The sequence below is a fragment of the Neisseria sp. P0009.S010 genome (assembly GCF_051958545.1).
Taxonomy (GTDB): Bacteria; Pseudomonadota; Gammaproteobacteria; order Burkholderiales; family Neisseriaceae; genus Neisseria; species Neisseria subflava_A.
Window position 1 is genome coordinate 111320 of the sequence record NZ_JBQCVH010000003.1, and the last position, 17871, is coordinate 129190.

The window sequence follows — 17871 nt, forward strand, 5'->3', positions numbered from 1 at the left end:
GGCTGGGGAGGAAGGATTCGAACCTTCGCATGCTGGAATCAAAATCCAGTGTCTTAACCGCTTGACGACTCCCCAACAAAGGGTTTGGCTGGGGAGGAAGGATTCGAACCTTCGCATGCTGGAATCAAAATCCAGTGTCTTAACCGCTTGACGACTCCCCAACTTACTAAATCATATGAAACAGCGGATGAATATCTAATCCTTCCACACAATACGCTTCATATGATTGAGAAACCTGTTGGTAAATTGTATTTGCTTCTTGATGAGATTCACTTGCTATAAATAAACAAGCTCCAGAACCGGTCATTAATGCATAACCATATTGGGATAACTCAGTATAAGCCTTCCAAACTTCAGGATATTCCTGAAACACAACCGCCTGCATATCATTTTGAAACGGCTGTAACGATTGGAAAGTCGGCATTATGCTGGGTTTGGAATCCCGTGTCAAGCCTTCATGTGCAAAAATTTTAGCTGTTGCCACATGAACAGGGGGCTTAACGATAACATACCATTGTTTAGGGACATCTATTTCAGCCAGCTTCTCGCCTACGCCTTTGGCAAAAGCACTTCTTCCAAAAATAAAAAAAGGAACATCCGCACCAAGACTTACACCTAAATCAATCAGTTGCTGCCTGCTCAAGCCACATTGCCACCATTGGTTTAAAACCATTAAGACTGTGGCCGCATCAGAGCTGCCGCCGCCCAATCCACCGCCCGTCGGAATCACTTTATCCAACCAAATTTCAACGCCGTGCGCTACGCTTGCATATGGCAGCAATAATTTAGCCGCCCGATAAGTCAAATCCTGTTCGGGCTCAATCCCTTCAACCGGCGTATGCAGAATAATCTGCCCATCAGTACGCATTTTCAGATGAACGGTATCGTATAAGCCGATTAAACAGAAAATACTTTCCAAATTATGATAACCATCGCTTCTGCGGCCGGTAATCCTCAAATCCAAATTTAATTTGGCCGGCGCAGGAAAGGCTTGGATTTCCTCTGAAACAGACATAGTATCCTCTATTTGCGTGCTGCGCATCGGGTTTGTCCATTCTTATCCAAAGAGTGATTTACTGTATCGAACACCAAGCGGATATTAAACTTGGCATTCTCAAGTTGAAGCGTTTTGGGCTGTCCTGAACCATTTAAAGTACGCGATATTGTCCAATCAAACTGTTCCAGACGGCCATCAGGCAGGATTTTGTATGGCGCATTGGCAACGCGTTTACCATCAGCCCAAATATGCAGATATTGAACCGGCAAAGCAAAGCCTAAAAGCTGTCTGCTCAATTCCTCAGCCGTCTCCGCCTGATAAACCTTACCCTTACTGTCTACTGCCAATACGCCTTCACTGTCTTGACACAGCTGACCTACGGTATTGCCCAACGGTGTATTCACATCAATGGTTTGAACCGCGTTTTGATAAGTCCAATCGAAATTAGCATAAGAGCCTTTGCCTTCCATTTTGACAGCCAAGCGACCGTCTGCGCTAAAATCCTGCACCTGCTCTGCTGCTTGCCAACTGTTTTGCTGAGGTAAATTTGGCTGCGCACAGGCAGCCAAAAGCAATAAGGCTGCAACCGATGATAATCGTTTCAAATTCATGGATATTCCTTCATAGGCCGTCTGAAATCAAACGCTTTTCAGACGGCCTTTTGGTTTTATTTGTGTTTTTGAGTATGCGGTTTACTGGACGTTATACCGAATTTGGACATTGTCTCTTTTAATACTCGGAGATTGCTTCCGCGCTTCAAACCATCATTCCAGATTTCTTTGGCCTTATCTTGGTCTCCAAGCGTCCATAGGACTTCGCCCAAATGCGCGGCGACTTCGGCTTCAGGTTCTTTTTCGTAGGCATATTGGATATATGGAAGCGCCATTTGCGCATCACCTTTAAGATAATACGCCCAGCCTACACTATCATTAATTGCTGCGCTTTCCGGCTCCATTTGATAGGCCGTCTGAACCATTTTAAAAGCTTCCTCCAAATCCTTGCCACTTGACAGTAAGGTATAGCCCAAAGCATTCCAACCGTGCGGATTATCCGGATACAGCTCTACCACACGGCGCAAATCGGCAATCGCCTTGCCTGGCTGATTCAGCTTCTCATACACCATCGAACGCTGATACAGCACATTGGCAAGCAACTCTGGAGAAGCTTGGGTTTTCAAGGATTTTTCGGTGGAGTTTACCAAGCTGTTCAAAGCGTTCAACGATTCTTGAAGATTGGTATTTTTAGACAATACAAACAAAGCCGTATTCAGCAAATCCCTGGCTTCAAAATAACGTCCTCTTTGCTCGGGTATTTTTTGTGCGCGTTGCACCAAAGCCCAAGCCTCTTTATGGTTGCCCTGCTTGGCCTCGATGGAAGCGGCCAAAATGGTTTTATCAAACGTATAAGCCGTAGCCGTGACCTTGGCCAGCCATTGTTTGGCTTTGGCAAAATCCTCGGCATCATTGTAAGACACCGCGCCAATCAATGCCGCACGGCTGCGCTGCTCCTCCGTACCGGCTTTATAAGCCTTTTCCAGATAGCTGTTTACTGCAGAAATATTTTCCGTCTTGCTGGCTGACAATAAGGCAGCCTGAATATACAAATCAGGGTTGGGATTTTCTTCCAACAAAGTCTGCAAACGCTTGAATGCCTTATCATTTTGACCATGAGCGATCAAATTGGCGATGTCCAATTCCTGCCAAATCGGAGATAAGGTTTTGGTGTCTGTCTCTTTGAAGAAACCGTCCAGAATATCAGGATGCCGTTGCGCCATCAGCCGCAGGGTGACGAAAGTCGGCGGCAGGATTTCGTTGTCCAACTTGGCCAATCGCTGCAATGCCGCAATGGCGTGTTTCTTTTGACCGTCTTTTGCACTAAAAATTGCATCCGCAATCGCCGCTTCTGGAAAGTCTTTATAAATCAGTGCCGTTTTATGTACCTGTTTGACTGCATCGCTGGTCAGATTCGGCTGTTGGGCTGCGGTTTGTGCCAAAAGCAGGAACACGCGCTTTTGCTCGTCTTCACTACCGCCGGCAATCACCTTATCCAATCCGCTCAAATTCTTATCGGCTTTGCCCAGCAGCAAATTGCGCAACCAAGTCATACGCTTTTGTGTTTCACCAGGCTCCGGCTCAATTTCGCGCCATTTTTGGTAAATAGCTTCAGCCTGTTCAAATGCGTTTAAAGAAACCGCCATCTCCAAAGCGCGTTCGGCCACTTCGGGAGATTTGGTGCGATGCAACGTCAAAATATAAGTAAACAAAGCAGAAGCCGCATCACCCTTTTGCAGGGCCAGTTCTGAATTTAACAAAGTGAAAACCTGCGAGGTGCGGTTTTGTATACCCAACAGACGTATCCGCTCCTGCTCTCGTTCTTCGGGAGAAAAATGGTCGGCACGGCTTTTCTTTTTAATAATCTTAGCCGATTCAAAAACTGCATTTGAATCGCCGGGCGCGGCAAAAGTCTGTGTAGCAAACAACATCATGACAGCCGCGGCTACTACTCGAATACGGGATGGGGAAAACAACATAACTATCCTTTTTGAGAACCTGCCGACATTTTCAGACGGCCTAAGCACTTGCAAAACAGACGCAAAGCTTTATTTATCATTCAGGCATAACTGTAACACACGCACCCTATTTTGTTGACACGGTAACCGTAAACCTTGTGTAATCCTCATCTGCATAAAACGATCAGCGCCAAAAATGAATACCGACCACCTTATCCATTTCCTAACTCAAGCTTCACACTTCAGCAGCCGTATGCAAGCAGAGCGCAATCAATTAGTTACCCCAAAAACGGTCAAAAAAGCAGCCGTTTTGGTCGGCATTGTCTTGCATGAAGGAGCGTGGCAAATTTTACTGACCAAAAGGGCCGAGACCTTAAGGCAGCACACCGGACAAATCGCCTTTGCCGGCGGCCGCAAAGATGCCCAAGATGACAGTCTAACGGCAACGGCGTTAAGAGAAGCTTATGAAGAAACCGCCATTCCGATTGCCGCATGGCAGACTTTTGCGCCGCTACCCTTTTATGACACGCCTTCCGGCTACCGTGTTACGCCTGTTCCGGCAATTTGCACCCAGCCCATCAACCCAAAAGCAAATCCCGATGAAGTAGCAGAAATTTTTTATCTGCCTTTGGACTTCGCCTTAAACCTGCAAAACTACACATTCCGCCAGCTTCATCACAACAATCAAACCCTCGCCCTCCCCGCCCTACCTTTTCGGCACTACGACATCTGGGGGCTGACAGCAATCATCCTATATGGACTGGCAGAACGTTATCAGCAATATTGCCAAGCTTTTAAATAAGGCAAGGCCGTCTGAAAACCAATATTCAGACGGCCTTGTTTGATCAATACTCTTTACGCCGCTTCTTCATAGCATTCGACAAATTCTCCAAACCATTTCATCTCATCGCGCAGGGCAACCACTTCACCAATCACCATTAAAGCCGGACGCTCTGCTTCGGCAGCCAGCAAGCCCAAATCTTTCAGACGGCCTGTCCGCACGGTTTGATTAGGTAAAGTGCCATTAGAAATCACGGCAACGGGCGTAGAAGGCTGCCTGCCATAAGCCATTAGTTTTTCCGCAATCTCAGCCGCTTTAAGCGTGCCCATATAGATTACCAGCGTTTGACGGCTTAAAGCCAAAGTCTGCCAATCAGGCTGATTGCCCTCGTGTTTGCTGTGGCCAGTTACAAATAAAGCACTTTGGGCGCAATCGCGATGGGTTAACGGAATACCGGCATAAGCAGTAGCTCCAAGTGCAGCAGTAATACCCGGCACAATGCGGTAAGCGATTCCAGCTTGATGCAGGGTTTGCACTTCCTCCCCACCACGTCCGAACACAAAAGGATCGCCGCCTTTCAACCTTACCACACGCTCGCCTTTTTGAGCGTGTTCAACCAACAGACGATTGGTTTCTTCCTGCTGGACATGGTGCGCACCGGCGCGTTTGCCCACGCTGATTTTCACTGCATCTTTACGTACCATCGCCAAAATATCATCCGATACCAAAGCATCGTAAAACACCGTATCCGCAGCCTGTATCGCCTGCAAAGCATGTATAGTCAGCAAGCCCGGATCACCCGGCCCTGCGCCCACCAAAACCACTTCGCCGCCAAACGGCGTTTCCCGATTCAACTGCGTGATCAATTCACGTTCTGCCGCTTCGATATTGTTTTGAGCCGCAAAAATACTAAAACGGCTGTCGAACAACTTTTCCCAAAAATAACGGCGGCGTTCGACATGATGAATCGTCTGTTTCACCTTCTCACGCCATTTACCGGCAATACGCGCCATCGTGCCCGTATGCAACGGAATCAATGTTTCAATAATCTGCCGCCATTTACGCGCCAATACAGGCGCAGTACCGCCGCTGGATATGGCTATCTTCAATGGCCCCCTATCCACCACGGCAGGCACGATAAACGAACACAAATCTGCCGTATCCACCGTATTGCTCAATTTTGCCCGTCGTTCCGCCGCTTCAAAAACACGGCGGTTAAACCCATCATCATCCGTCGCCGCAATAACGAAATACACCTCGTCCAGCATAGCTTCTTCAAACAAGCCGCCCAGCCAAACTATTTTCCCTTCAGTCACCCATTGCTGAAACTGCGGATTCAGAGTTTCCGCAACAACGCGTACGCGCGCTCCGGCAGACAACAGGCTTTCCGCCTTGCGTTCGGCAACCTTACCCGCACCTGCCAGTAAAACTGGGCGGTCTCTCAAATCGGCAAACAAAGGATAATGTCTCATGGTCGTGCTCTTGCTTTATCAATGATTGTCCGCCGATATTAAAGGCCGTCTGAAAAAATAGGAAAGAATGGTTTCTGATTTTCTTATGGTGTTTGGTTATATGCCTGCCACAACAAAATAAGTTATAGTGGCAAACATAAAACTGAAGCAGAAAATTTCAAAATAAACGATTAGAAAATCGTGTACTGATATAAAAATTCATTTTTTCACAAATAAATTGCACCCTCTTCATTTTTCAGACGGCCTTTGCCTGCGTATAATATCGGTCTAATTTACAACTCAAATGAGCTTAGTCCAGCCATGACCGAATCCATCCGCCTGCCCGCTTCTACACTCAAGCCTTCGACCGTTGCCCTGCCCGGTTCCAAAAGCATCAGCAACCGCACGCTACTCTTGGCGGCACTCTCCGACAACGTTTGCGAAATCCATTCTTTGCTCAAATCCGACGATACCGACCGAATGCTTGAAGCACTCGATAAACTCGGTGTTCAAATTGAATCTTTACCTGAAGGCCGTCTGAAAGTTCATGGCACCGGCGGCCGCTTTCCCAACCAAACCGCCGATTTGTTTTTAGGCAACGCCGGTACGGCATTCCGTCCTTTGACTGCCGCGCTTGCCGTTTTGGGTGGCGACTATCATCTGCATGGCGTACCGCGTATGCACGAACGCCCCATCGGCGATTTGGTGGATGCGCTGCGGATTGCAGGCGCGGACGTACAATATCTGGGCAATGAAAACTATCCGCCTCTTCAGATCGGCAAACGCCAAGACAACGGCGAGCGCGTTATTCCGATTAAAGGCAATGTTTCCAGCCAATTCCTGACCGCCCTGCTGATGGCTTTGCCCTTGACCGGACAAGCATTTGAAATCCACATGGTAGGCGAATTGATTTCCAAACCTTATATCGACATCACGCTCAAGCTGATGGCGCAGTTCGGTGTGGACATCATCAATGAAGACTACCGTGTATTTAAAATCCCGGCTGGTGCCAAATATCATGCGCCCGAGCATTTATATGTAGAAGGCGATGCCTCCAGCGCGTCTTATTTCTTGGGCGCAGGCCTGATTGCGGGTACACCCATCCGCGTAACCGGCATCGGCGCACACAGCATCCAAGGCGACGTTGCCTTTGCGCGTGAATTGGAGAAAATCGGCGCAGATGTCATTTGGGGCGAAAATTTTGTAGAAATTTCCCGTCCTGCCGAGCGCAAGATTCAGGCTTTTGATTTGGATGCCAACCATATTCCAGACGCGGCCATGACTCTGGCCATTGTTGCGCTGGCCACTAAGCAACCCTGCACCCTGCGCAATATCGGCTCATGGCGCGTCAAAGAAACCGACCGCATCGCCGCTATGGCAACCGAACTGCGCAAACTGGGTGCAGAAGTCGTTGAAGAAGCCGAAGCCATCCATATTACGCCGCCCGAAACACTTACCCCCAATGCCGTCATTGATACTTACGACGACCACCGCATGGCCATGTGTTTCTCGCTGGCTTCGCTTTTGGGCGTCCCCGTCATCATCAACGACCCGAAATGTACGCATAAAACTTTCCCCGAGTATTTCCAAGTTTTTGCATCATTAACCAACTGATTGATTATTCAAAGTTTCAGACGGCCTGTTGCATACAAAAAACACAGGCCGTCTGAAAAATAAAAATAAAACTATACTTTTTCTTAATTTATGCGATAATAGCTAAATAAATTCTTAGCGATTCATATTTCCTTTCGGAGAGAAAACATGTCAGACGAAAAAAGCAAAGCCTTAGCCGCCGCCCTTGCCCAAATCGAAAAAAACTTTGGCAAAGGCTCCATCATGAAAATGGACGGCAGCCAACAGGAAGAAAACCTTGATGTTATTTCCACCGGCTCCCTCGGCGTGGACTTGGCACTCGGCGTTGGCGGTCTGCCCCGCGGCCGCGTGGTTGAAATTTTCGGCCCGGAATCCTCCGGTAAAACCACACTCTGTCTCGAAGCCATTGCCCAATGCCAAAAAAATGGCGGCATCTGCGCATTCATCGATGCCGAGCATGCTTTTGACCCGATTTACGCCCGCAAACTCGGTGTAAAAGTCGAAGAACTCTATCTCTCCCAACCGGATACCGGCGAACAGGCATTGGAAATCTGCGATACATTGGTACGCTCAGGCGGTATCGATATGGTTGTTGTCGACTCCGTAGCCGCACTTGTACCTAAAGCCGAGATCGAAGGCGAAATGGGTGACAGCCACGTCGGCCTGCAAGCTCGCCTGATGAGCCAAGCCCTCCGCAAACTGACCGGCCACATCAAACGCACCAATACATTGGTTGTTTTCATTAACCAAATCCGTATGAAAATCGGCGTGATGTTCGGCAGCCCTGAAACCACGACCGGCGGTAACGCACTCAAATTCTACGCCTCCGTCCGCCTCGACATCCGCCGTACCGGTCAGATTAAAAAAGGCGATGACGTCATTGGTAACGAAACCAAAGTCAAAGTCATCAAAAACAAAGTTGCACCTCCATTCCGTCAAGCCGAATTCGATATTCTTTACGGTGAAGGCATCAGCTGGGAAGGTGAATTGATCGACTTGGGCGTCAAACATGACATCGTTGAAAAATCTGGTGCATGGTACAGCTACAACGGCGCAAAAATCGGCCAAGGTAAAGACAATGTACGCGTTTGGCTGAAAGAAAACCCTGATATCGCCAACGAAATCGATGCCAAAATCCGTGCGGCAGTCGGTATCAATGTCGATATTACCGAAGGCAAATTGGACGATACCGACGGCGAACGTCCTGAGGAATAAGTCTGTTTGAAATTAAAGGTTAAAGACCAAATAAAGGCCGTCTGAAATCCGACCATTAATCGGATTTCAGACGGCCTTTTATTCAATACTGCTTAAAGCCCCAATGCCTGAGCATGAAACTCAATATGCGAATCGATAAAGCTGGCAATAAAGAAATAGTCATGCCCATAGCCCGGGCGTACTTTATATTGGATATTGAAACCTTTTTCGCGTGCTGAGCGGACAAACCCTTCCGGTTGCAGGACTTCAGGATACAAAGCATCTTCACTGCCGACATCAATCAAAACAGGCAATTTATGCGAGGTCGTCTGAAGCAGCTCTGTACTGTCATAGCGTTTCCACGTTTCCACGTTTTGGCCCAAATAAGCTGACAACGCCTGCCTGCCGCCTTCCGTATCGATAGGATGACATAAAGGCGCAAAGGCTGAAACCGCAGCATATCGGCCTGGATGATTCAAAGCCAAATGCAGCGCGCCATGCCCGCCCATGTTGAAACCTGCAATGCTGCGCTCTTTCGTTACCGGAAAATGATGCTCGATTAAATCAGACAATTCTTGGCTGATATAGCTTTCCATTTGGTAATGCTGCGCCCAAGGCACTTCAGTTGCATTGACATAAAATCCGGCACCCTGTCCAAGATAATGTTCCTCACTGTCGGCAACATGCTGACCGCGTGGCGAGGTATCCGGAAAAGCCACAATAATATTCCACTGTGCCGCAAAACGTTGGATTCCACTTTGCCGAACCAATTCAGAACCATCGCTATTTAAACCGGAAAGAAAATATAAAACAGGCGCGGGATAGCCTTTTAAGACTTGTGGCGGCAGATAGACATCAAATACCATATCCGTCCGGCAGGTTTGAGAAAAATGGCGGTACCGTTCCTGATACCCGTTAAACATCTTTCTGCGTTCCAGCAAATGCAATTCTGAATTTTTCATTTTACCTCTTGTAAGGAAACAGCAATAAGCAGAATGTTAGCGCAAAACCTGCCCATCGTGTTGTTGCCCCATCTTTTTAAGGCAATCAAATCTGCTTTAAACAAGGTTGCCAATCATGCAAAATCATTACGCTGGCGGCATTTAAAATCTATACACAATCTCTGTGGATAAATCTGTTGATAAGCTTTGGGTAATCGTAAAATTTTCTTTAGGAACAAACCAAGTCTTAAATTGACTAAAATTTAATCAAATAAAACATAATAAAATCAAATAGTTATATTTATAAGATTTTACTATAATCATACAGTGAAAATTTATAGGTAAAACAAGGTTATGCGGCTTTGTGCATAAATTAGGGTTGACATCCCTAAAAATCGCCCCGAATCAAAAGCTGCGTAAAACAACGGCCGATTTCATCAGATGCCATTCAAAAGACACGCGGTCATACATTTTGCGTTACAATACGCACTTATTTTTAAGAAAGAAAAATACGCCATGAAAGCCTCCCAGTTCTTCATTTCTACCCTTAAAGAAGCCCCTGCCGAAGCCGCACTTGCCAGCCACAAGCTGATGATTCGTGCCGGCTTGATCAAAGCCAACGCATCAGGTCTTTATACTTGGATGCCGATGGGTCTGCGCGTATTGCGCAAAGTTGAAAATATCGTGCGCGAAGAAATGGCCCGCGCAGGTAGCGTGGAGCTGCTGATGCCGGTGGTACAACCTGCCGAACTGTGGCAGGAATCCGGCCGCTGGGAGTTTTACGGTAAAGAACTGCTGCGCCTGAAAGACCGTCATGACCGTGATTTCTGTATGGGTCCGACTTGTGAAGAAGTGATTGCCGACATCGTGCGCAAAGAAGTCAACAGCTACAAACAATTGCCGAAAAACTTTTATCACATCCAAACCAAATTCCGCGATGAAGTGCGTCCGCGCTTTGGTGTGATGCGTGCACGCGAGTTTGTCATGAAAGACGCTTATTCCTTCCATGCCGACTATGCCTCGCTTCAGACGACCTATCAAGATATGTACGACGCTTACTGCCGTATCTTCACCCGTTTGGGTTTGGAATTCCGTCCTGTTGCCGCGGATACCGGTAGCATCGGCGGTACCGGCTCTCACGAATTCCAAGTATTGGCTGAAAGCGGCGAAGACGTTATTGCATATAGCGACACTTCTGATTACGCCGCCAATATCGAGCTGGCGCCGACTTTGCCGCTTAAAGGCGAACGCGCTGCTGCTCAGGCCGAGTTGACCAAAGTACATACGCCAAACGTCAAAACCATTGAGTCTTTGGTTGAATTCCTCAATATTCCGGTTGAACAAACCCTCAAATCCATCGTGGTTGAAGGCGAAAACGAAGGCGAACTCGTCCTGCTGCTGTTGCGTGGCGACCATGAATTTAACGACATCAAGGCAGAAAAACTGGCCGGCGTAAAATCGCCACTGACCATGGCGAGCCCTGCCGTGATTATTGAACAATTCGGCGCAAACGGCGGCTCTCTCGGCCCTGTCAACTTCAAAGGTAAAGTCTATGCCGATTTCGCTACTGAAAAAGGCGCAGACTGGGTTATCGGCGCGAACGAAGACGACTACCACTATACCGGCTTCAACTTCGGCCGAGATGCTGACGAGCCTGAATTTGTCGATTTGCGCAATGTCATCGAAGGCGATATCAGCCCTGACGAACAAGGCCGTCTAAAACTGGCGCGTGGTATTGAAGTCGGCCACGTTTTCCAATTACGCGATAAATATACCCAAGCCATGAATGTCAGCTTCTTGGACAATAACGGTAAATCCCAAATCATGGAAATGGGCTGCTACGGTATCGGTATTACCCGCGTTGTTGCTGCCGCCATCGAACAAAACAACGACGAAAAAGGCATTGTTTGGACCAAAGCAATGGCGCCGTTTGAAGTCGTTATCGTGCCGATGAACTACAAAAAATCTGAAGCCGTACGCGAAGCCGCTGACAAAATCTATGCCGAGCTTTTGGCTGCCGGTGCGGATGTATTGTTGGATGACCGCGATGAACGTGCGGGCGTATTGCTGAATGACTCTGAGCTGTTGGGTATTCCTCACCGCATCGTGATCGGTGATCGCGCCTTAAAAGAAGGCAATGTCGAATATGCCGAACGCCGTGACAATCAGGCTCAAGCTGTTGCAGTATCAGAAGTTGTTGCCAAGGTTCTGGCCGCATTGAACGCTTAAATTTTTTTCAATAATGAAAAGGCCGTCTGAAACTGATTATTTCGTTTCAGACGGCCTTTTTCTGTTTTAATAAATAATGTTTTTTCCGTAGCTCTCTAATATTTCTTTGATTTTCAAAATGGTTTCTTTAGGCGGCGGATGTACGCCTTTTAACTTGTATTCGTCGCCGCACAAAGCCCATTTGTGTGCGCCCAATTCGTGATACGGCAAAAGCTCGACCATTTCGACATTATCCATATCACCGATAAACTCGCCCAATAAATGCGCTGAACGCTCATCATCAGTGTAGCCTGGAACAACCACATAACGCACACGCGTCGGCTGATTGCGTTCGGCAAGATAGCGCGCGAATTTCAGCGTTTTGGTATTTGGAATACCGACAAGCACTTTATGAATTTCAGGATCGATTTGTTTTAAGTCGAGCATGACCAAATTGGTATGATCGAGCAAATCATCCAAAATCGAATCATAGTGCAAAGCATAGCCATTGCTGTCGAGACAGGTATGGATATCGTGTTCCCGGCAGGCCGTAAACCAATCGCGCACAAACTCATATTGCAATAACGGCTCGCCGCCGGTTGCCGTTACGCCTCCGCCTGTCGCACGCAAATAATGACGATAGGTCATGACCTGCTTCATCACAGTTGCCACATCCAATTCCTGCGCCTGCTCAGTATGAAGATCCCATGTGTCACGATTATGGCAATACAGGCAACGCATCAGGCAGCCTTGCAAAAAGAGCACGTAGCGCAAACCCGGACCATCGACAGCACCGCAAGATTCAATCGAATGAATAATGCCTTTGCCGTTATAGTGACGGTGACCAAGGTCTTTCAGTGCCGGCTCGGGGGTAATGGCAAAAGTCGTGGACATAGTGTTCGGCTCAAAAATGTTTTTGCTTATATGGATTGTACGATAATAAAGGCCGTCTGAACATTTCAGACGGCCTCGGAGCTTTGTTTCAAAACAAACCAAATGCAAATTTAGCTTCCGGTTTGTTTCTCCACCCGGATTACATGGTTTCTGTGAACGTACGGGTAATCACGTCAAGCTGTTGTTCGCGGGTCAGCGAGTTGAAGCGAACCGCATAACCGGACACACGAATGGTCAACTGCGGATATTTCTCCGGATTGTGCATCGCATCTTCCAAAGTCTCGCGATTCAATACGTTGACGTTCAAGTGTTGGCCGCCTTCCAAATTACCGTCTTCATGGTGGAAATAGCCGTCCATCAAACCGGCAAGGTTGCGTTCGCGAGAATGTTCGTCTTTACCCAACGCGCCAGGAATAATGGAGAAGGTATAAGAAATACCGTCTTTGGCAAACTCAAATGGCAGTTTGGCTACGGAAGTCAATGAAGCGACTGCACCGTTGACGTCACGGCCGTGCATTGGGTTTGCACCCGGACCAAACGGAGCGCCTGCACGGCGGCCGTCTGGAGTATTACCGGTTTTCTTACCGTAAACAACGTTGGAAGTAATGGTCAGTACGGACTGAGTCGGAGTAGCGTTGCGGTAAGTTTTGTGGGTTGCCACTTTTTTCATGAAGCGTTCAACCAAATCGCAGGCGATATCGTCAACGCGGTCGTCGTTGTTACCAAATTGTGGGTATTCGCCTTCGATTTCGAAGTCAACGGCAATGCCATTTTCGTCACGAATCGGTTTCACTTTGGCGTACTTAATGGCGGACAATGAGTCGGCAGCCACAGACAAACCGGCGATACCGCATGCCATCGTACGTTTCACATCACGGTCATGCAACGCCATCAACGCGGCTTCGTAGCTGTATTTGTCGTGCATGTAGTGAATAATGTTAAGCGCGGTAACGTATTGGGTTGCCAACCAATCCATGAATTTGTCCATGCGCTCAAAGACAGTGTCGTAGTCCAAAACTTCGTCCATAATCGGCTCAGTTTTCGGACCAACTTGCTCTTTAGATTTTTCATCCACGCCGCCGTTGATTGCGTACAGCAGAGTTTTAGCCAAGTTGGCGCGTGCGCCGAAGAACTGCATTTGTTTGCCGACCACCATCGGGCTGACGCAGCAGGCAATGGCGTAGTCGTCGCTATTAAAGTCAGGGCGCATCAAATCGTCGTTTTCGTATTGGATGGACGAAGTATCGATGGATACTTTGGCGCAGAATTCTTTAAAGCCTTGAGGCAGTTGTTCTGACCACAATACAGTGATGTTTGGCTCAGGAGACGGGCCCATGTTGTACAGGGTATGCAGCACGCGGAAGTTGGTGCGGGTTACCAGCGTACGGCCGTCCAAGCCCATACCGCCGATGGATTCGGTTGCCCAAATCGGGTCGCCGGAGAAGAGTTGGTCGTATTCGGGCGTACGCAGGAAACGGACCATACGCAGTTTCATCACCAAGTGGTCGATAAATTCTTGCGCTTGGGTTTCGGTAATCACACCGTTTTTCAGGTCGCGTTCGATATAAATATCCAAGAATGAAGATACACGGCCGAAAGACATCGCCGCACCGTTTTGAGATTTAACGGCAGCGAGGTAGGCAAAGTAAGTCCATTGGATGGCTTCTTGTGCATTTTTTGCAGGGCCGGAAATATCGTAGCCGTAAGAAGCTGCCATTTCTTTCATTTGGTTCAATGCTTTATATTGCTCATTGATTTCTTCGCGGCGGCGGATCACTTCTTCCAAGTCCACACCGTTTTCCAAATCGGCTTGCAGTGAGTTGAACTGGTTGAGTTTGTCTTTCATCAAGAAGTCGATACCGTACAATGCCACGCGGCGGTAGTCGCCGATAATACGGCCGCGGCCATAAGCATCCGGCAGGCCGGTAATCACGCCTGATTTGCGGCAGCGGCGGATGTCGGGCGTATAAACGTCAAATACGCCTTGGTTGTGGGTTTTGCGGTATTTGGTGAAAATTTCGCTGACTTCGGGATTCAATTCAACGTTGTACACTTTGCACGCGTCTTGCACCATTTTCAAACCGCCAAACGGCATGATAGAGCGTTTCAAAGGCTCGTCTGTTTGCAGGCCGACAATGGTTTCCAAATCTTTGTTGATGTAGCCTGGAGCGTGGCTGGTAATACCGGAGACGATTTGCGCGTCGATTTTATACGGCTCGTGTGTACGGTTTTCAACCTTGATACCTTCCATCACTTCCGCCCACAGCTTGGTTGTGGCTTCGGTTGCAGGTGCTAAGAATGAAGCATCGCCCTCATATGGCGTGTAGTTTTTTTGAATAAAATCGCGGACATCTACGTTGGTTTCCCAGTTGCCACCGACAAAACCTTCCCAAGCGGCAGGACGTTGCTGAACATCATTTGACATATCAAGCTCCTAATTTTATTGAAAATATAGACTGTAAATTTTCTGAAAGGATAACATCAATACCCATTTATTTACAGGGGTTTTTGTGAAATAAAATTACAGATTTGGTTTTTCTTGATTTACGTCAATGAGAATAATTGTTACTTGGCACTACATCTCATTTTCCAAACATTCGTACTTCAAAACGGCGTAAAATACAAAATTCAGCCCTGAAGACAGGTGTTCTTCAGGGCTGAGTTTTTATTGCATTTTATATAAAAGGCCGTCTGAATTTTCAGACGGCCTTTTATTCACTTAATCAATTAAGCAAACGGATGATGCAAAACAATGGTTTCTTCACGGTCAGGACCGGTTGAAACAATGGCCACAGGCGCACCGCACACTTCTTCAATACGTTTCAGATAAGCTTTAGCGTTTTCAGGCAGCTTGTCGTACTCTTTCACACCGAAAGTCGACTCGCTCCAACCCGGCATGGTTTCATAAATCGGTTTGCAGGTTTCCACCGCGTCAGAGCCGCAAGGCAGAATGTCGGTTTTGCTGCCATCAGGCAATTCATAGCCTACGCAGATATTGATGTTTTCAACACCGTCCATGACATCCAGCTTGGTAATGCACATGCCGGAAATGCCGTTAACTTGAATGGAGCGTTTCAACGCAGCCACGTCAAACCAACCGCAACGACGCGCACGACCGGTTACAGAGCCGAACTCATGACCGCGCTCAGCCAAACCTGCACCCACTTCGTCAAACAATTCAGTCGGGAACGGGCCGGAACCCACGCGGGTCGTATAGGCTTTAACAATACCCAAAACGTAATCCAGCATTTGCGGGCCCACGCCTGCACCGGCAGAAGCGGCACCGGCTAAGCAGTTGGACGAAGTTACAAACGGATAAGTACCGTAGTCGATGTCAAGCAACGTACCTTGCGCGCCTTCAAACAACAGGCTTTCGCCTTTGCGGTTTTTCTCGTTCAAAACACGGGAAACATCGGTAATCATCGGCGTAATGCGCGGCGCAACTTTTTCAATGACCGCCATCACGTCTTCAAGTTTTACCGGCTCGGCATGGTGCAGGTGTTGCAACTGAACATTGTAATAAGCCAAAACAGCTTCCAGTTTTTCAACCAGTTTTTCAGGGTGCAACAAGTCCACCACGCGGATCGCACGACGGGCAACTTTATCTTCATAAGCCGGGCCGATGCCGCGGCCGGTTGTACCAATTTTGCTTTTACCGCGGTAAGCTTCGCGTGCTTGGTCAAGCGCAATGTGGTAAGGCAGAATCAATGGGCAGGTCGGCGCAATTTTCAGACGGCCTTCAACGTTTTTCACACCGGCGGCGTTCAATTCGTCGATTTCACCCAACAATGCTTCAGGAGAAACCACGACACCCGAACCGATGAAGCAGTCTAAAGTCTCATGCAAAATGCCGCTTGGAATCAGACGCAAAATGGTTTTTTTGCCGCCGACGACCAATGTATGGCCGGCATTGTGGCCGCCTTGGAAACGTACAACACCGCTGGTTTCTTCCGCCAGCCAGTCAACAATCTTACCTTTGCCTTCATCACCCCATTGGGCACCGATTACGACAACATTTTTAGCCATAGCTATCTAACCTTATTTCAGATACAAAATTTCAAAATAAAACTCAATTATTCAAAGCGATTACTTTCCAAACGCCGTTTACCTGTTTCAGACGGCCTGTAACCTCTTCTGAACCGTTATAGCCGATACCGTAATCGATAACGACACATTGTCCTTGTTCGCGCAAAGCATCTAACGCTTCTTGAGCCGCAGGCATGTCTTTTACATCGACAGCCACCACGGACTCCCGTCCGATAGCAGGAAGGCGGCCGATAAAGCTGCGCAAATCAAAACTGAATCCAGCAGCAGGACGCGCGCGTCCGAAGTATCCGCCCAATCCGTCATAACGGCCGCCGCGTGCTACGGCATCATGACGGTTTGAACCATAAGCCGCGTAAAGCAAACCGGTGTGGTAATTGTCAACGCGCAGTTCCGACAAATCGATATGCACTTTTTGATTTGGGAACGCATCGCATACCGCCTGCAATTCATCCAAAGCCGCACTGACTGCGGACAATTCCGGTAATTTCTCACGAGCCACAGTCAGCACTTCACGACCGCCGTACAGTCGGGGCAACAGTGAAAACGCTTTTGCCCACATGCCGTCGAGTTTCCACTCTTTGACCAACTGGCTGACAGCCTCGGCATCTTTGTCCTGCATCGATGACAGCAGGATTGCCGATTGCTGCTCATCCAAATGCGCGGCATTTGCTAAAGCACGGAATACGCCGATATGACCCAATGAAAGCAAAACTTCGCCCATGTCGGCAATCTTCATGCTTTTCAGCATCAAATCAATCAATTCGATATCCGCTTCAATGCCTTCCAAGCCGTACATTTCCGCACCGGCCTGCAAAGGCTCGCGCATATTGAGCAATCCGTCAGGCCGCGCATGAAGCACCGAACCGGCATAGCATAAACGGTTGATACCTTGATTGGCGGAAAGCAAGTGGGCATCAATACGCGCCACCTGCGGCGTAATATCCGCGCGGATACCGAGCTGACGACCGCTGAGCTGATCGACGACCAAAATGGTTTTCAAAGACAAACCGGCATCGATATGCGTCAATAAGGAATGGCTGTATTCCATCAATGGCGGTTGCACCAATTTATAACCATGCACGCGGAACAAAGCCAATAGCCGCTCACGGGCGCTTTCCAGTTGTCGGGCATTGGTCGGTAACACGTCGGCGACGTGTTCAGGAAGCTGCCAAGACTTCATGAGAATCTACCTCTGTTTTTTTGTAAACATAAAGGGCTGATTAAATTTAAAACCAAATCAGCCTGACGACTGAAAT

At 48.1% G+C, this 17871-nt stretch carries 13 protein-coding genes and 2 tRNA genes; 4 read left to right on the forward strand and 11 right to left on the reverse strand.

All coding sequences use genetic code 11. From position 1 onward, the window contains the following. Positions 1-2 precede the first annotated feature (2 nt). From ACTHSN_RS04010 to ACTHSN_RS04030, 5 genes are all read right to left on the reverse strand, one after another. Positions 3-75 (reverse strand) — tRNA-Gln (locus tag ACTHSN_RS04010). Positions 76-85: 10 nt separating this feature from the next. Next, positions 86-161: transfer RNA gene (locus tag ACTHSN_RS04015), tRNA-Gln, on the reverse strand. A 5-nt stretch (positions 162-166) separates the two neighbouring features. Beyond that, entirely contained in the window at positions 167-1015 is an 849-nt protein-coding gene (gene ispE / locus ACTHSN_RS04020) for a 4-(cytidine 5'-diphospho)-2-C-methyl-D-erythritol kinase (protein ID WP_107867421.1), read from the reverse strand. An 8-nt stretch (positions 1016-1023) separates the two neighbouring features. After that, on the reverse strand, positions 1024-1608 hold the full coding sequence (gene lolB, locus ACTHSN_RS04025; protein ID WP_440365095.1) for a lipoprotein insertase outer membrane protein LolB: 585 nt from the start codon (positions 1606-1608) through the stop codon (positions 1024-1026). A 56-nt stretch (positions 1609-1664) separates the two neighbouring features. After that, the gene (locus tag ACTHSN_RS04030) at positions 1665-3527 is read right to left on the reverse strand and encodes a tetratricopeptide repeat protein (protein WP_070461774.1); all 1863 of its coding nucleotides are present in this window, start codon (positions 3525-3527) and stop codon (positions 1665-1667) included. Between the two features lie 175 nt (positions 3528-3702). Between ACTHSN_RS04030 and ACTHSN_RS04035 the strand changes: the two genes are divergently transcribed. Beyond that, positions 3703-4308 (forward strand): CoA pyrophosphatase, encoded by a 606-nt coding sequence (locus ACTHSN_RS04035; RefSeq protein ID WP_070461773.1) that lies wholly within the window; start codon positions 3703-3705, stop codon positions 4306-4308. Positions 4309-4361: 53 nt separating this feature from the next. Here the strand turns inward: ACTHSN_RS04035 and cysG are convergent, their stop codons facing one another. Then, a complete protein-coding gene (gene cysG / locus ACTHSN_RS04040) occupies positions 4362-5759 on the reverse strand; it encodes a siroheme synthase CysG (RefSeq protein ID WP_070461772.1) in 1398 nt (465 codons plus the stop codon). A gap of 300 nt (positions 5760-6059) precedes the next feature. Between cysG and aroA the strand changes: the two genes are divergently transcribed. Further along, positions 6060-7352, forward strand: a complete 1293-nt coding sequence (gene aroA, locus ACTHSN_RS04045) for a 3-phosphoshikimate 1-carboxyvinyltransferase (protein WP_070461771.1) — start codon at positions 6060-6062, stop codon at positions 7350-7352. 147 nt (positions 7353-7499) lie between these two features. Then, positions 7500-8546 (forward strand): recombinase RecA, encoded by a 1047-nt coding sequence (gene recA, locus ACTHSN_RS04050; RefSeq protein ID WP_003680794.1) that lies wholly within the window; start codon positions 7500-7502, stop codon positions 8544-8546. Positions 8547-8638: 92 nt separating this feature from the next. Here recA and fghA read toward each other — a convergent pair whose 3' ends face one another. Then, positions 8639-9487, reverse strand: coding sequence for an S-formylglutathione hydrolase (gene fghA, locus ACTHSN_RS04055; protein ID WP_070461770.1), 849 nt, complete (start codon positions 9485-9487; stop codon positions 8639-8641). A 495-nt stretch (positions 9488-9982) separates the two neighbouring features. Between fghA and ACTHSN_RS04060 the strand changes: the two genes are divergently transcribed. Next, positions 9983-11695, forward strand: coding sequence for a proline--tRNA ligase (locus ACTHSN_RS04060; RefSeq protein ID WP_070461944.1), 1713 nt, complete (start codon positions 9983-9985; stop codon positions 11693-11695). A 66-nt stretch (positions 11696-11761) separates the two neighbouring features. On the opposite strand, the gene pflA is transcribed toward ACTHSN_RS04060, so the two are convergent. The 4 genes from pflA to ACTHSN_RS04080 form a co-directional block, all read right to left on the reverse strand. After that, positions 11762-12568, reverse strand: coding sequence for a pyruvate formate lyase 1-activating protein (pflA, locus tag ACTHSN_RS04065; protein ID WP_039862212.1), 807 nt, complete (start codon positions 12566-12568; stop codon positions 11762-11764). A gap of 139 nt (positions 12569-12707) precedes the next feature. After that, a complete protein-coding gene (pflB, locus tag ACTHSN_RS04070) occupies positions 12708-14993 on the reverse strand; it encodes a formate C-acetyltransferase (protein ID WP_070461769.1) in 2286 nt (761 codons plus the stop codon). 302 nt (positions 14994-15295) lie between these two features. Further along, on the reverse strand, positions 15296-16594 hold the full coding sequence (locus ACTHSN_RS04075) for an adenylosuccinate synthase (protein ID WP_070461768.1): 1299 nt from the start codon (positions 16592-16594) through the stop codon (positions 15296-15298). 43 nt (positions 16595-16637) lie between these two features. Next, positions 16638-17795 carry an ATP phosphoribosyltransferase regulatory subunit gene (locus ACTHSN_RS04080; protein ID WP_440365096.1) on the reverse strand — a complete coding sequence of 386 codons (1158 nt, stop codon included), beginning with the start codon at positions 17793-17795 and terminating at the stop codon, positions 16638-16640. Between the last annotated feature and the right edge of the window lie 76 nt (positions 17796-17871).